This is a genomic window from Drouetiella sp. (assembly GCF_059504425.1).
In genome coordinates this window covers 1-14,689 of record NZ_JCACIN010000116.1, presented here as the reverse complement: position 1 = coordinate 14,689, position 14,689 = coordinate 1, and the positions used below count along the sequence as shown (strand labels likewise).

Annotated in this window: 14 protein-coding genes; 10 read left to right on the top strand and 4 right to left on the bottom strand. The window is 52.0% G+C overall.

Annotation, left to right across the window (positions count from 1 at the left end; genetic code table 11):
- Positions 1 to 435 precede the first annotated feature (435 nt).
- The 3 genes from rimP (at position 436) to AC5JMP_RS26285 (ending at position 2,729) form a co-directional block, all read left to right on the top strand.
- The gene (gene rimP, locus AC5JMP_RS26295; protein ID WP_495854472.1) at positions 436 to 897 is read left to right on the top strand and encodes a ribosome maturation factor RimP; all 462 of its coding nucleotides are present in this window, start codon (positions 436 to 438) and stop codon (positions 895 to 897) included.
- Between the two features lie 63 nt (positions 898 to 960).
- The gene (gene nusA / locus AC5JMP_RS26290; RefSeq protein WP_495854471.1) at positions 961 to 2,367 is read left to right on the top strand and encodes a transcription termination factor NusA; all 1,407 of its coding nucleotides are present in this window, start codon (positions 961 to 963) and stop codon (positions 2,365 to 2,367) included.
- A 59-nt stretch (positions 2,368 to 2,426) separates the two neighbouring features.
- A complete protein-coding gene (locus AC5JMP_RS26285; RefSeq protein ID WP_495854470.1) occupies positions 2,427 to 2,729 on the top strand; it encodes a YlxR family protein in 303 nt (100 codons plus the stop codon).
- 34 nt (positions 2,730 to 2,763) lie between these two features.
- On the opposite strand, the gene AC5JMP_RS26280 is transcribed toward AC5JMP_RS26285, so the two are convergent.
- Positions 2,764 to 2,892 carry a hypothetical protein gene (locus tag AC5JMP_RS26280; RefSeq protein WP_495854469.1) on the bottom strand — a complete coding sequence of 43 codons (129 nt, stop codon included), beginning with the start codon at positions 2,890 to 2,892 and terminating at the stop codon, positions 2,764 to 2,766.
- A 328-nt stretch (positions 2,893 to 3,220) separates the two neighbouring features.
- On the opposite strand from AC5JMP_RS26280, the gene infB reads away from it, so the two are divergent.
- Positions 3,221 to 6,310, top strand: a complete 3,090-nt coding sequence (gene infB / locus AC5JMP_RS26275; RefSeq protein ID WP_495854468.1) for a translation initiation factor IF-2 — start codon at positions 3,221 to 3,223, stop codon at positions 6,308 to 6,310.
- Between the two features lie 175 nt (positions 6,311 to 6,485).
- Here infB and AC5JMP_RS26270 read toward each other — a convergent pair whose 3' ends face one another.
- Entirely contained in the window at positions 6,486 to 7,175 is a 690-nt protein-coding gene (locus AC5JMP_RS26270) for an aspartate/glutamate racemase family protein (RefSeq protein WP_495854467.1), read from the bottom strand.
- 5 nt (positions 7,176 to 7,180) lie between these two features.
- Positions 7,181 to 7,504, bottom strand: coding sequence for a hypothetical protein (locus AC5JMP_RS26265; RefSeq protein WP_495854466.1), 324 nt, complete (start codon positions 7,502 to 7,504; stop codon positions 7,181 to 7,183).
- Positions 7,505 to 7,725: 221 nt separating this feature from the next.
- Here AC5JMP_RS26265 and AC5JMP_RS26260 point away from each other — a divergent pair, with 221 nt between their 5' ends.
- Positions 7,726 to 7,938 (top strand): hypothetical protein, encoded by a 213-nt coding sequence (locus AC5JMP_RS26260; RefSeq protein ID WP_495854465.1) that lies wholly within the window; start codon positions 7,726 to 7,728, stop codon positions 7,936 to 7,938.
- A 20-nt stretch (positions 7,939 to 7,958) separates the two neighbouring features.
- On the opposite strand, the gene mutS is transcribed toward AC5JMP_RS26260, so the two are convergent.
- Positions 7,959 to 10,745 carry a DNA mismatch repair protein MutS gene (mutS, locus tag AC5JMP_RS26255; protein WP_495854464.1) on the bottom strand — a complete coding sequence of 929 codons (2,787 nt, stop codon included), beginning with the start codon at positions 10,743 to 10,745 and terminating at the stop codon, positions 7,959 to 7,961.
- Positions 10,746 to 11,113: 368 nt separating this feature from the next.
- Between mutS and AC5JMP_RS26250 the strand changes: the two genes are divergently transcribed.
- The 5 genes from AC5JMP_RS26250 (at position 11,114) to AC5JMP_RS26230 (ending at position 14,470) form a co-directional block, all read left to right on the top strand.
- Positions 11,114 to 11,542: a hypothetical protein gene (locus tag AC5JMP_RS26250; protein ID WP_495854463.1), complete on the top strand. Its 429-nt coding sequence runs from the start codon at positions 11,114 to 11,116 to the stop codon at positions 11,540 to 11,542.
- 53 nt (positions 11,543 to 11,595) lie between these two features.
- Entirely contained in the window at positions 11,596 to 13,068 is a 1,473-nt protein-coding gene (locus AC5JMP_RS26245) for an aminobutyraldehyde dehydrogenase (protein ID WP_495854462.1), read from the top strand.
- Positions 13,069 to 13,098: 30 nt separating this feature from the next.
- Complete coding sequence (locus tag AC5JMP_RS26240; RefSeq protein WP_495854461.1) at positions 13,099 to 13,662, top strand: Uma2 family endonuclease; 564 nt, start codon at positions 13,099 to 13,101, stop codon at positions 13,660 to 13,662.
- Between the two features lie 76 nt (positions 13,663 to 13,738).
- Positions 13,739 to 13,945, top strand: a complete 207-nt coding sequence (locus AC5JMP_RS26235; RefSeq protein ID WP_495854460.1) for a helix-turn-helix domain-containing protein — start codon at positions 13,739 to 13,741, stop codon at positions 13,943 to 13,945.
- 231 nt (positions 13,946 to 14,176) lie between these two features.
- The gene (locus tag AC5JMP_RS26230) at positions 14,177 to 14,470 is read left to right on the top strand and encodes a hypothetical protein (protein WP_495854459.1); all 294 of its coding nucleotides are present in this window, start codon (positions 14,177 to 14,179) and stop codon (positions 14,468 to 14,470) included.
- The last annotated feature ends 219 nt before the right edge of the window (positions 14,471 to 14,689 follow it).

The window sequence follows — 14,689 nt, the reverse complement described above, 5'->3', positions numbered from 1 at the left end:
GTAACAAACCTTCTGAAAAAGGATTTCAGGATCACCAAAAGTTGGGAAGAGCCCTTGGCGGTTGCCATAACAACTATGGCGCTACGCGCTTAGCTCCAAATGAGTTATTTTTTGAGAGCCGCGCGGAGCGCGGCTCTCAAAAAATAACTTGTCCTAACTCAATTACGTAGGGCCATACAAGTAGCAAAAGCCTCTCTCCAAGTTGGAGAGAGGCTTTCTTAGCCCCAATTGCTGCAAAAAACTGACACCATTAAAGTGGATACGCTAGACTTGTGGAAAGCAGGGATGTTCTATATCCCTAATTTTTGGCGTTGGGGGTTTGTAGTTGAGGCATTGTTTTCGGGACAATGTTGCGAAGACATCATTCCATGCTTGAAGTGGGTCAGTGCCCACTTTTTTTGGTTTTAGGTGCGCGTTTAATTTTCTCATCCGATCATGACTCATCCTTTGATTCCCCAGGTCATCGACATCGCCACTCCCGTTGCAGCAACCCTTGAACTGGATGTCGTGGGCGCTGTGTTTCAAACCAATCAGAGTCCGCCTGTGCTACGGGTTGATATCCGCAATCGGCAGGACGAGACAAGTTTGAGCGACTGCGAACGCATGAGCCGTGCTTTAGAAGCAGCATTAGATGCCGTCAACCTCATTCCCGATCTTTATGTTTTGGAGGTCTCCAGTCCCGGCATCTCCCGATCGCTAGAAACCGATCGCGAATTTATTTCTTTCAAAGGGTTTCCGGTCGTGGTGACGGCTGATCAGCCCTATGAAGGTCAGGTTTCCTGGACGGGTAACTTAGTGCGGCGAGACGAGACAAGCGTTTTTCTCAATCAAAAAGGACGGGCGATCACCATTCCCCGTCACCTGGTTAGTAAAGTGCAGCTTGTCGATCGTAGCTGATCGGTCACAGCTGCCCACTACTCAGAAACTTAATAACTTAAAACTTGAAACGAGGTTCATCCTATGTCAATGGTCACTCTACCAGGGCTACAAGATATGATCGAAGGCATCAGCCGCGACCGTAACTTGCCCAAACATGCCGTTCAGGCTGCCCTGCGAGAAGCATTGCTCAAGGGCTATGAACGCTATCGGCGTACCCATCGTCCAGATAGCTCTATTTTTGACGAAGAATACTTTAATAACTTTGAGGTAGAGCTAGACATCGAAGACGAAGGCTTCCGAGTGCTGGCAACCAAAACGATCGTCGAAGAAGTCTCCAATGGCGACCACCAAATTTCTCTGGACGAAGTGCAGGAAGTCGCGGCTGAAGCTCAGCTTGGCGACACGGTGGTGCTAGATGTGACTCCTGAGCAAGGGGAATTTGGGCGGATGGCGGCGATTCAAACCAAGCAGGTTTTGGCGCAAAAGCTCCGTGACCAACAGCGCAAGCTCGTTCAGGAAGAATTTCAGGAGCTGGAGGGCACCATCCTACAGGCTCGTGTGCTGCGATTTGAGCGGCAGTCTGTGATTATGGCAGTCACGAGCGGATTCGGTCAGCCCGAAGTCGAGGCAGAGCTGCTGAAGCGCGATCAGTTGCCCAACGATAATTACCGAGCCAACGCCACCTTTAGGATATTTCTCAAGAAAGTGCTGGAGGGTTCCCATCGTGGCCCTCAGCTCCTCGTGTCTCGATCGGATGCAGGACTGGTAGTGGACTTGTTCGCTACTGAAGTTCCCGAAATTGAGGAAGAAATTGTGCGCATTGTTGCGGTTGCCCGTGAAGCCAATCCGCCTTCGCGATCGGTAGGTCCACGCACCAAAATCGCGGTAGACACGCTAGAGCGTGATGTTGATCCGGTCGGAGCCTGCATTGGCGCCCGCGGCTCACGAATTCAGGTGGTGGTAAACGAGCTGCGCGGCGAGAAAATCGACGTGATTCGCTGGTCGCCCGACCCTGCTACTTATATCGCTAATGCCCTCAGCCCTGCCCGTGTGGAGGAAGTGCGGCTGATGAATCCGGACGATCGCCAAGCCCATGTCTTGGTTCCAGACGATCAGCTCAGTCTGGCGATCGGCAAAGAAGGGCAAAACGTGCGGCTGGCGGCTCGCCTAACCGGGTGGAAGATTGACATTAAAGACGCCGCCAAGTACGACTATGAGGCTGAAGACCGCAAACTTGAGGCTTTGCTCGAAGAGCGCCGTCAGTATCGTGAGTCTGATTGGGAAAATGAGGACATTGAAGAAGAAATCGTAGAAGAGAGCGATCTGGACGCAGCAGATAACTCTGAAAAAGAGGAGCCACAGGACATGCCCCAAGACGAGATGCCCGAAGATGAGATGTCGGGAGATGAGATGCTTGAAGATTTAGGTACTGCTGAAGACGGCTTTGGTACGGAAACCAGCGAGGCGATGCAGCGCCCTCAGGCATAATTTTCTTGCGCAGGATCAGAATTCTGACTCTAAAGTACGGCTGTCCTAAATCTACTTTCATGCAACCCAACTACCGCCGCTGTGTGAGCTGTCGTCAGGTCGCTCCCAAGGCAGATCTTCTGCGAATTGTTCGAGTGTTTCCTTCTCGCGCTGTACAATTGGATGGCATGGGGCGTTCTGTATACCTGTGTCGCAAGCCTACCTGTCTAGAATTGGCGCAGAAGAAAGATCGGCTGGGTCGATCGCTCAAGGCAGTCGTGCCTCCGGAGATCTATCATGGGCTGTGGCAACACCTATCAGCTTCAGATACGATAGTAGGAAGTACGGCGAGTAAAGGGTCTGTAGTGGAGAGCGGCAAGTAAGGCAAGCTCCCAAGTGCTACAGTAAATACCCGGCTCAAAAGTAGTCAAGCAGAGCAGAAGGACAAACGACATCAATATTAGCGATTTGAGTGATGTGGCGTTCGGGGAGGTTGGGTGACAACGATGGGGCGATCGGCTGAAGCCGGATAGGATGCCAACTCATGCAGTCCTAGGTCTAAAGCTGCCGCTCTAAACAGGGGAAATCCCGCCCGAAATCTGCCTCCAATTTTCCGGAAATTCGTGCAATATGGTAGAGAAAGCTATACCAGGGTTAGAGAAAACATTTTTCTCCTATTGTGTACTGGTTCATCAAAGCCAACTTTGGCTGGATCTGTATGAGATAGCTGAGCCTCTACACTGCTGCGATCGATTGCCTACCGCGATCGATTGGGTGTGAGCAACTTGCATTCAATTTAGGGATCTTGAGCGTAGTTTCAACAAAAGCAGTAGGTCATTATGTAAAATCAGTCGGGACGCAGAGGAAGTAGTGGATGAACAACGGCAAAGTGAGAATATACGAGTTGTCAAAGGAATTGAATTTGGATAATAGAGATCTTTTAGCGGTCTGTGAGCAGCTAAATATTTCAGTCAAGAGTCACAGCAGCACGATTACAGAGTCTGAAGCAGCCAAAATTCGGGTTGCTGCTGAAAAGTACGTTCACTCCCCAGTCGCTTCTAGACCTAATCCAGCACCCTCTTCTCCTGCTGCAACTGCTCCTAGGCAGCCCATCTCTCCTCCGCCTGTCAAGAAGCAGCAGATTCTGGAGATTCGTCGCAACCGCCCTCTGGCAGAGCCTCCCAGAAGACCTGACTCTGAATCAGATGAAAGCGTCGTAGACACGGCTCCAGTTTCACCTAGGGTCACAGCAAAACCTAGCCTACCTGTGCGTCCTGTTAAAGCAAACAGTTCGGCTAGTCCTTCGGTCGCCAGCGTGACGACTAGCTCCTTAGCGGAACCTGCTCAACTGGACGAAGTGGAGCAAAGTGAGCAGTTAGATCCAATAGCTCCAACCGTTCAAGATCAACCCGCTCTCCAACAGGCGAGTCCGCCCCGCAGCGTTCCGTCTGCCAACTCGATCGCCATCAAAACTGTAGACCCCGTTGAGCTAACTCCTCCTCCTCGTCCCGCCGCAAGATCCGATGCGCCGTTACCTAATTTAGTGAGTCGTCCGATGCTGAAGCGAGCCAGAGTGGGCGCTTCGGAAGGTCAGGGAGAAGAAGTACGCGAACCTATTCGGTCTGGCGTTGCGGCTCCGATCAAGGATGGACCTCGACGAGTCGATCGCACTCCTGGAGGCGAAACTGCCCTCAGACCCAAGCCTGCCATTGAGCTGCGACTCAAACCCGTACGCCCTGCTGGCGGCACTGAAGAAAACGGCAAGACGGCTGTTCCGGGAGCGGCTCCTACTGGAGTAGAGGGTACAGATGATTTGCGTCGCCCAACGCCACCCCGCCCGCCCAAGCGCAACAAATCTTGGGAGGAAGAAGAAGAGGAGGCAGAAAGCGCCAAGGCTGCGGCTCCCAAAGCGAAGCGAAGCCGCACTCAGGTTGTCGAAGATGATGATGAGATCGATCTAGATGAGCCGTTGCTAGATGATGACGACAGCTACAGCGACGAGCCTAGCCCGATTCAGGTAAGTCTCTCTCTAGCGCGTCCGCCGAAGCCCAAGGGTAAGCCGGGTCAGGTAAGCAAGCCAACGGCAGCTGCACCTCAGCGGAACAAGCGATCGACCAGCGGCGGCGAGTCTTCGTCTAGAGGGTTCCGGCGCGATCGTCGTCAAGAAGAAGTACGTCAGCGTCCAGAGCATTTAGTTCTTACCAACAGCCTATCTGTTCATGATCTGGCAGACCTACTGGTTGTCCCTGAAACTGAGCTGATCAAAGTTCTGTTTATCAAGGGAATCGCGGCAAACATCAACCAAATTCTTGATATTCCTACGGCTGCTATGGTGGCAAAGGAATTTGAGATCGAGGTGGAAACGGGTGAAGCGGAAGCAGAAGCCAAGAAAGTGACCGAAATGCTGGACTTCGCCGATATGGACAGTCTCCAGCGTCGTCCGCCTGTGGTGACGATCATGGGTCACGTTGACCATGGTAAAACAACCCTGTTGGATTCTATTCGCAAAACCAAGGTGGCACAGGGCGAAGCCGGAGGCATTACGCAGCACATCGGTGCCTATCACGTCGATGTGGAGCATGATGGCAAGTCGCAACAAGTCGTCTTCCTGGATACTCCGGGTCACGAAGCGTTTACGGCGATGCGGGCACGGGGTGCTAGGGTGACGGACATCGCCATCCTGGTCGTTGCGGCAGATGATGGCGTTCGCCCTCAGACGATCGAGGCGATTAGCCACGCTAAGGCAGCCGGAGTGCCCCTGATTGTTGCCATTAACAAGATCGATAAAGAAGGAGCGCAGCCTGAGCGGGTGAAGCAAGAGCTGACTGAATACGGTCTAGTCTCTGAAGAATGGGGCGGCGATACAATTATGGTTCCAGTTAGCGCCATCAATGGCGAGAATCTGGATACGCTGCTAGAAATGATTCTTCTGGTAGCAGAAGTTGAAGATCTGAGCGCCAACCCCGATCGCTCTGCTAGAGGGACTGTGATTGAAGCCAATCTGGACAAATCTCGTGGGCCTGTGGCAACGCTGATTATTCAGAATGGTACCCTCAAGGTCGGCAATATCTTAGTGGCTGGCTCTGTATTTGGTAAGGTTCGAGCCATGGTGGACGATCGCGGTAAGCGGGTCACAGTAGCTTCTCCTTCCTTTGCGGTCGAGGTACTGGGTCTGGGCGACGTTCCGGCGGCTGGCGATGAGTTTGAGGTTTATGCTGACGAGAAAGAGGCACGGGCAGTTGCTTCGAGCCGAATGGATCAGCAGCGGCAGTCTCGCTTGCAGCAGGCTATGGGTTCTCGTCGAGTCAGCCTCAACACAATCTCGGCACAGGTACAAGAGGGCGAGTTAAAGGAACTCAACCTGATTCTGAAGGCGGATGTTCAGGGTTCAGTAGAAGCGCTCTTGGGTGCCCTGCAGCAGCTGCCTCAGAAAGAGGTTCAGGTGCGCGTCTTGTTAGCTGCGCCTGGAGAAATCACTGAAACTGACGTAGATTTGGCTGCTGCCAGCTCGGCAGTCATTGTGGGCTTCAACACTACTTTTGCCAGCGGCGCTCGTTTAGCTGCCGATACAGCCGGAGTGGATGTCCGCGATTACAACATCATCTACAAGCTGCTGGAAGATATCCAGGCGGCAATGGAGGGTCTGCTCGATCCAGAAATGGTGGAAGAGCCGTTGGGTCAGATCGAGGTACGAGCCGTCTTCCCAGTCGGTCGTGGTGCAGTTGCCGGATGTTATGTTCTGTCTGGCAAGATTGTCCGCAACTGTCGTATCCGCATCATGCGCAATAAAGCCGTGGTGCATGAGGGGAATCTGGACTCTCTGAAGCGGATGAAGGATGACGTGAAGGAGGTCAACTCCGGCTATGAGTGTGGTATTGGTCTGGACAACTTCAAGGATTGGGCTGAAGGTGACATTGTGGATGCCTTCCGTCTAGTCTCGAAGCGTCGAACCCTTACTGTTTAATTCATTTAGCCCGTTTAGCTCATTCAGCAAGCAATAAAAGGGGGAGGCAGTGCCTCCCCCTTTTATTGCTTGCCATAGCTGTGTAGCAACCGCCAAGGCGGTTAAAACGGGGACTTTTATGATGGGGGCTGTGCCCTCACCCAACCTGATCCCAAAACTCTAATCTCCAAGGGGTCTAGTAGATTGAAAACGCTACTGCCACTTCTGCATGAATCGCGGTGGTATCAAACAGCGGTACGGCGCTATCTCCGGGCTGAACCAGCAGCATGATTTCGGTACAGCCCAAGATGATGCCTTCTGCGCCCCTAGCAACGAGGGATTGCATGATTTGGCGATAGTGCTGCCGAGATGCAGGGTTAACCTGTCCTAGACAAAGCTCGTCATAGATGATGTTATAGACGATCGATCGCTCCATTTCATTGGGTATCAGGACCTGTAGACCGAAGCGATCGAGCCTACCTTTGTAAAAATCCTGCTCCATTGTGAAGCGCGTTCCTAACAAGCCAACGGTATGAATGTCTCTAGCCCTAATGGCTTCAGCAGTCGCATCGGCAATATGCAGCAGAGGAATGGCGACGCTTTCCTGCACAGCTTCCGCCATTTTGTGCATGGTGTTTGAGCAGATCAGCAGCAGGTCTGCGCCACCGCGCTCCAGGCTTTGAGCCGCGCTGACCATGCGATCGCTGGCTTGCTGCCAGTCTCCCTGGTGCTGGAGTGCCTCAATTTCAGCAAAGTCGAAGGAGTACAGCAACACCTTGGCGGAATGCAGACCACCCAGCTTAGCCTTCACAGTTTGATTGAGAATTCGGTAATACTCTAGCGACGATTCCCAGCTTAATCCACCAATCAAGCCAATGGTTTTCATGATGGCTAAAGTTCGCTAAATTCGCCGATGTTGACATAAACTTCGGCTCTGGAAAGAAGTTCGATCGCCTGATCGCCTGAAATCAAACGCTTCAGAACCACTTGTCCGATCGTGCGAGTGGCAGGGTTATCAGCGGCGCTCGGTTTTACCTCCACCATTAAAACTGCCTCTTCCACTCGATAGAGCCACAGCTTCTCGCCGTTTTCCCAGAGGCATAAATGAGTCTGATGGATTTCGGGCTTGCGTTGCCAGGATATCTCATTCCACAACCCGCCGAATTCCCAGACTCTGCCGACACTCCAACCGTCCGATAGGAAAAAGTATTTCACGGGATGTCTGGTTTAACTCACTTCATGCCCATTATGCCGTTCTCTGGCGATCGAACGACAAGGGCATTTCAGAAGGTTGCGTGAAACCTTGTTAGATATGGGCCATTTGCGGCTGTGACTTCATGAAGCAAGTATGCGAGGCTGTAATCTAGCGAACACCACTCTTCTATCTGCGGCTTGATAAGATGTGACGCAAATCCATCACACTGCGGGGTATTCAGATGAATCTCGACAAAGCGCTCGATAAAGCCTACGAAGGAAAAACATTGAAGGAGTTGGTTGCTGCTCCTGTCGCTGCCCTCCAGGGAGTCACAGCCGACGAAGCCGCGATGTTGGGCAAAGCCTTTAATGTCAAAACCATTGGTGATTTAGCAGCGCTGAAATATGTGAAGTGGGCACAGGCGATCGTCACCCTAGCTGAAACAGAAGTTTAGTTTTCTCACGGATAGAGCAATTAGCCAAAAATATCTAACTGTCCCGTAGGCGGCACAGTTCGCCATTTACTGCGATCGCTTTTCTCTTTGACTTGCCCCTCGCTCTTTTTCTCCTCGTCTGGCTGCCCCTTGTCTGGCTGACGTAGCCCTACCGCAATATGGGAATGCTGCTCAATTTGACTCATGACCTGCTTTGCCCGCTGAATCACTGAGGGAGGCAGTCCGGCAAGCCGTCCTGCCTCAATGCCGTAGGAGCGATCGGCTCCGCCAGGGCGCACCTGATGTAGGAAGATAATTTGGTCGGGCAGCTCTTTGACCGTCACCTGATAGTTGGCGATGTTGGGCAACAAAGCAGCCAACTCGTTTAGCTCATGGTAGTGGGTGGCAAAAATTGTGCGGGCACAGATTTCGCTGGCAAGGTGTTCGGCAACCGCCCAGGCGATCGACAGTCCATCAAACGTTGCGGTGCCGCGCCCAATTTCATCTAGCAGCACTAGAGAAGCAGATGTAGCGTGATTGAGAATATTGGCAGTTTCGTTCATCTCCACCATAAAGGTGGACTGTCCAGTTGCCAGATCATCCACAGCTCCAACACGGGTAAAAATGCGATCGCATACTCCCAACACCGCCACCTTTGCCGGAACAAAGCTGCCAACTTGCGCCATGAGCTGAATTAGCCCAATCTGCCGGAGATAACAGCTTTTGCCGCTGGCATTGGGCCCCGTGAGGATGATCAGATCCGGGGGGGAATGGGGGGTGGAAGTTGAGGTGTGGGATGCGGGATAGGATAGAGTCTCTGACTCCCGACTCCCGACTCCCGACTCCCGACTCCCCAACTCCACTGAATTGGGGACAAAAAATCCTGCTGGGATCGCTCGCTCCACCACCGGATGGCGACCGTCCAGAACTGTAATTTCCCGCGTCGAAACTATTTGGGGACAGCAGTAGCCTTGTAGTGCCGCCATTTCTGCAAAAGAGCAAAGGGCATCGATCGCGGCGATCGCCTTTGCTACTTCCCGAATGCTATCGGCTTTCTCGACCACCTCAGCCCGGAGATTGACGAATAGCTCATATTCCAGCTTGTTTAGCTCTTCGCGGGCGCTGTGAATTGCGGTTTCTTTGTCCTTCAGCTCAGTGGTGATGTAGCGCTCTTCATTCGTCAGGGTTTGCTTGCGAGTGTAGCCTTCTGGCGGCTGCTCGGTAGATTTGTTGCGGGAAATGCTGATGTAGTAGCCAAAGGTCTTGTTGTAGCCGACTTTTAGATTAGGGACTCCGGTACGCTGGCGTTCGCTCACCTCAAGTTGCGCGATCCACTGTTCGTCGGCTTCAATCTGCTGCCGTAGCTCATCCAAGTGCAGGTCAATCCCCGATTGAATCAGGCTACCCTCCGTCAGGTAGAGCGGCGGATTTTCCACCAGATGGGCTTTCAAGTGCTTGCCCAGGCGATCGAGTACAGGGGGCACCGTCTGAAGCGCCTGCAAATAGAGCGATTTTCCAGGTGCCACCAGCTCTGCCAGATCCGGCAATCTGATCAGAGAGTCTGCTAGCGCCACCAGATCGCGGGCGTTTGCAACTCCAGATCCGGCGCGTCCCGTCAGTCGCTCCAGGTCATAGATTTGCTTCAGCAATTGCTGCAAGTTTTGTCGCAAAGCGCTGTTGTCCACCAGCTCTTGAACGGTGGCTTGTCGAGCCGCGATCGCCTCAATCTTCAGCAACGGCTGCAACAGCCAGCGCCGTAATGCCCGTCCGCCCATGGCAGTCACGGTTTTGTCGAGTGCCCACAGCAACGAGCCGTGAAAGGTGCCATCCCGCACGGTCTGAGTAATTTCTAAGTTGCGGCGCGTCTGGTGATCGAGGGTGAGAAATTCTGTCAGCGCGTAGGTGCAGAGGGGCTGAAGCAGATTTTGTATTGGCGCAGATCCCTGCCGCTCTCGCTGAGTATCCTCCACATATTCCAGCAAACCCCCAGCAGCACGGGTGGCTAACGGCAAATGATCGCAGCCTAGACCTTCCAGCGATCGCACTCGAAATCGCTCCAGAATCCGCTGCCGTGCTTCTGATAGGGAGAAAGGAGACTGCGATCGCAGGGCATAGCAAAACTGCGGCGGCAGATAGTCAGGCAGATGGCTCGACTTTTCTCCCGGTCGCAGCAGACCCGCCAAATCTGGCGCATTGGTGGGCACCAACACCTCAGAAGGCTGTAGGCGCAGCAGCTCTTGAGTCAACAGCTCTAAGCCGCTAGATTGGGTGGTCAGAAATTCGCCCGTGGAAATATCGGCGATCGCCAGCCCCCAATGCACGCCTGCCACGACGACAGCCGCCAGGTAGTTATTGCGTCGGGCATTAAGCATTCCCTCTTCCAGGATGGTGCCGGGAGTAATGATGCGCGTCACCTCCCGCGTTACCAGCCGCCCCTGAGCCTCTGCCGCATCTTCGGTCTGATCGCAAATGGCGACCGCAAAGCCTTTCTCGACTAGCAGCGCACAGTAGCGATCGAGAGCATGGTGGGGAATACCCGCCAGCGGAACCTTGCCAATCTCTTTTCCGGCATCTTTGGCGGTCAGCACCAGCTCTAGCTCCCGCGAGACGGTGATAGCATCCTGAAAGAAAGTCTCGAAGAAATCTCCGACTCGGTATAGCAGTAACGCCTGGGGATGCAGATCTTTCATCTCCACATAATGCCGAATCATGGGAGTCAGATCTGCCCGATTGACCGATCGATGATCGGCGTAGCGCACGGCATGTTTGATCAGGCGATCGGGCAGATCGGCAAGCTGGGGGTCTGGAGATGCAGGGCGATCGGTCATGGGGAAATCAGAGAAGGAATTAGAACAGATGATTGGGTGTTCTAATCTATCCTAGAACTTTCACCCCTGACAGACATAATCCTATGGCGCGATAACTATCTCACTGGCAATCCTCAGCAGCCGACATTCACCATCTGTAGCTTGATGGATGCAAGATATAAGACGCGGGGATTTCAGGGAAGCGATCGCATCTGTTCATGCCTATTCCCGAACTTACAGCAATTTCAATTGCATAAACCGCAGCTATCTTTTAGGAGCTGCGCTGAACTCAGCGCAAAGCGCTGTCAATCTGACGGTAGAGCAGGTTTTTGCGCGATGATGAAGAGAGTCATGTGATTGAGTATTGCTATAAGTGATTGAGTGTTGCCATGATCCACGGACTTCTCTGGTTTCCATTACTAGCGGTCTTTATCTGGCTGGCTTGGGCAGGTCGTAGCGAATATCAAAAGCTAGAGGCTTACCGCATCTGGGCAGAGCCGTTTGACCACGCAAAGTACGATATCTACGCGGTTCTAGGACAAAAAGGTAGCGATATTACCTGGGGCAAGCCCGATCGCCAATCTCCCAAAGACCTGCAAACCTTTTCGCTCAAGCAGGTGCAAGATATTAGCGTGGTGGGCGATCGCCCTATTGATCTAGAGAATCCGCCCGACAAGGCTGGAAAAGTCGCCATCGCCTTTAAACTTGCCGAAGAAGAAATCAAGATTCCCTTTACGGGGTTGCCCATGGCGATCGACTGGGCAAAGCATTTGCAGCAAGACTGGCAGAATCTTCAGGCGGATACCGTTAATATTTGAACCGCGCAATATCTAAACTACAAAATCGGATAGCAGTAAATCAGGAGGTTTTCATGGAAAAACTGACGCATTATCCCATGGTGATCGGTAGTGAGCTGGTGGCAACAGGCAGCGAAGACTTGCTTAATCCAGCGACAGGCAAAGTTTTTGCTACGGTGGCGCTGGGAACGGTAGAAGATGTCGATCGCGCTGTTGCAGCGGCAAAACAGGCGCAAAAAGGCTGGGCGGCTTTGTCCTATGGCGAACGCAGTGCGGCACTCATGAAGCTAGCTGATGCTTTGGAGGCCCATAGCGAAGATCTGGCAAAGCTGGAGAGTCAAAATGCCGGAAAGCCCATGAAGCTGACCACAGGCGGCGATATTCCCTTTGCGATCGATAACTTACGCTACTTTGCCTCCGTAGTGCGTCGTCCTGAAGGGGCGGCATCGGGTGAATATGTCGGCGGCTACACCAGCATGATTCGACGAGAGGCGATCGGCGTAGTCGGAGCCATCACCCCTTGGAATTACCCGTTTATGATGGCAATCTGGAAGCTAGCTCCGGCATTGGCAGCTGGAAACGCCGTCGTGATCAAACCTGCCCCCAATACGCCCATTACGACGATCGAGTTAGCCAAAATTGCTCTAGAATGCGGCTTCCCTGCCGGATTGATCAACGTTGTGACCGGAGGCGCAGCAGTCGGTGAAGCCCTCTGCACCCATACAGACATTCGGATGATCAGCTTCACGGGCAGTACGCGCACAGGCAAGCGTGTTGCTGAACTAGCCAGTCCGCGCGTCAAGCGGGTCACGCTGGAACTGGGCGGCAAGGCTCCCTTTGTGGTGTTTGCCGATGCAGATATTGAGGCAGCCGCAAGGGGCGCAATTCCGGCAGCATTCATGAACACAGGGCAGGACTGCACGGCAGCCACTCGGATTTATGTCCAAAGCGAGGTGTTTGACCAGTTCTTGAATCGCTTTGTGGAGCTGACGCGATCGCTCAAAGTCGGCGATCCCTTCGCCGAAGACACAGACATTGGCCCTTTGACCAGCGAAACACAGCGGCTTAAAGTCCATGGTTTTGTGGAAGAAGCGCGGCAGCAGGGCATCCAGGTGGCGACGGGTGGTACCTTGCTCGAAGGCGAAGGCTATTTCTATCCACCGACGATTTTAGTAGAGGCTTCTCAATCGGCAAGCTGTGTCCAAGACGAAATTTTTGGACCTGTGATTGTGGTGAACCGCTTCTCCGATGAAGCCGAAGCCATTCACCTGGCAAATGATGTGCCCTACGGTCTGGCAGGCAGCGTCTGGACACTCAACGTGCAGCGAGCCATGCGCATGGCGGCGGCTCTAGAGTGCGGCACGGTCTGGATCAATGACCATTTGCCGATCGCCAGCGAAATGCCCCACGGCGGCTTTAAGCAGAGCGGCATCGGCAAGGATATGTCCTATTACGCGCTAGAAGAATACACGATCGTCAAGCATGTCATGTTTGATATCACAGGCGATCAGAAGAAGGCATGGCACGCGGTGGTTTTTGATAGTTAAGAGGGGAGATACGGTTTTTGGAGGTAAAAGATGGCTGTAGAGGTTCGTCTTTTAACGGTTGAAGATTACCACCGGATGGCTGAAGCTGGGATTTTTCACTCAGAAGAACGGGTTGAGTTACTGGCAGGACAGGTCATCCAGACGGCGGTGAAAGGAACGGCACACAGCGTTGCTAACACTCGCACTCGGCGCTCAATTGAAAATCGTTTGGGCACTCGCGCTCTAGTCCGGGTGCAGGAGCCGATTCAGCTGGATGACTACTCTGAGCCAGAACCTGATATTGCGATCGTTATCCCCCGTTCATTGGAATATACCGATCACCATCCTGTGGCGACCGAGGTCTTGCTGGTCATTGAAATTGCCGATTCAAGTTTGAGGCTAGATTGCGGGATGAAGGCGATCGCCTGCGCCAAGTCAGGCATTGCAGATTATTGGGTGCTGGATATAGTCGATCGCAAACTCCATGTGTTTCGCTCTCCCAACGCTGAGGGATATCAAAGCGAATTGGTTTTAGGAGAAACCATGGATATTGCGCCCCTTGCATTTCCTGACTGCGTGATTTCAGTGCGGGAAATGCTGCAACCTGTGATGTAGGGGGGCGATCGTTTTTCTTTTGCCGAATACCGTGATTAAAAAGAGAGAGGCTTTAAGCAATTCGCCTGTTTCGCCTTTGAAAAAACTTAGGGAAGAGTTGGGGCTGTCTCAGGAAGGATTTGCCCGACAAATTGGCACATCTGCCCGCACCATTAGCCGCTGGGAAGCTGGAGACAGCATTCCTACTTTTACGATCGCCCAAATGAAATCTCTCGATTTACTACTTCGCGCCAACGACAAAACGCTGGAAGATTTGCCCGATCGCTTTGCCCCGCTTGATTAATACTTTAAGCAAAACACTATTGATCCTAAAATTTTCGGTGATGATTCTCAGCACTTTTGCTTCTTCTATATCGTAATATCCCTGTTAAAGGAATACTACGAACTAAACCTAAATTTGCTTTAAACACATACCGACCACCGAAAAATAAGCTAAAAACTTCTAGAATTTTTTCATTATATGCAAAAGCATATGATATTTTTAGGACAAAGAATTTAATATGTTAGGTAGCTGATGACCTCTGAGAACAAGGAAATTCCCAAAAAAGATGACTTTGCTTTGTTAGATAAAAAACTAGATTTATCGACTAAAAGTGTAGCGCTCGCAGCCGCAGTTTTCGGAGTGATTACTTCTATTTCTAATGTAGTCACTGGGATAGCTACAGCTCAGCTTACCCGTTCACAAGATTTCTCTACAAGAATTACTGCCTCGGTAGATATTTTAACAGGGGAAGATGAAAAGAAAGCTGCTGCTATATTTGGTAGCTTGTATCCTCTTGCAACAGATAAAGAACAAAAAAAGTTTTGATTCAATTAGCTCTAATTAATCCCAAAGAAAAAGTCTTATCAACTTTGATTACTCTGTTAGAGAAAGATACAAACCAGTTAGATCAAGAAATTCTTAAAATGCCTGAGATTCGACAAAAGATACTCTCTATAAGATCTAGTCTTGAGAAAAATGATCAAGTTGCTCAAGTATAGCGCTACGCACATACGTTAGGACACTCTTTAAAGGCAGCATCAACGC

Bases quoted from the DNA above. Each gene is read 5' to 3' on its own strand.
- AC5JMP_RS26245 (WP_495854462.1), top strand. From the start codon at position 11,596: ATGGAAAAACTGACGCATTATCCCATGGTGATCGGTAGTGAGCTGGTG.
- AC5JMP_RS26250 (WP_495854463.1), top strand. From the start codon at position 11,114: ATGATCCACGGACTTCTCTGGTTTCCATTACTAGCGGTCTTTATCTGG.
- AC5JMP_RS26260 (WP_495854465.1), top strand. From the start codon at position 7,726: ATGAATCTCGACAAAGCGCTCGATAAAGCCTACGAAGGAAAAACATTG.
- AC5JMP_RS26240 (WP_495854461.1), top strand. From the start codon at position 13,099: ATGGCTGTAGAGGTTCGTCTTTTAACGGTTGAAGATTACCACCGGATG.
- AC5JMP_RS26285 (WP_495854470.1), top strand. From the start codon at position 2,427: ATGCAACCCAACTACCGCCGCTGTGTGAGCTGTCGTCAGGTCGCTCCC.
- AC5JMP_RS26280 (WP_495854469.1), bottom strand. From the start codon at position 2,892: ATGAGTTGGCATCCTATCCGGCTTCAGCCGATCGCCCCATCGTTGTCA.
- nusA (WP_495854471.1), top strand. From the start codon at position 961: ATGTCAATGGTCACTCTACCAGGGCTACAAGATATGATCGAAGGCATC.
- rimP (WP_495854472.1), top strand. From the start codon at position 436: ATGACTCATCCTTTGATTCCCCAGGTCATCGACATCGCCACTCCCGTT.
- mutS (WP_495854464.1), bottom strand. From the start codon at position 10,745: ATGACCGATCGCCCTGCATCTCCAGACCCCCAGCTTGCCGATCTGCCC.
- AC5JMP_RS26270 (WP_495854467.1), bottom strand. From the start codon at position 7,175: ATGAAAACCATTGGCTTGATTGGTGGATTAAGCTGGGAATCGTCGCTA.
- infB (WP_495854468.1), top strand. From the start codon at position 3,221: ATGAACAACGGCAAAGTGAGAATATACGAGTTGTCAAAGGAATTGAAT.
- AC5JMP_RS26230 (WP_495854459.1), top strand. From the start codon at position 14,177: ATGACCTCTGAGAACAAGGAAATTCCCAAAAAAGATGACTTTGCTTTG.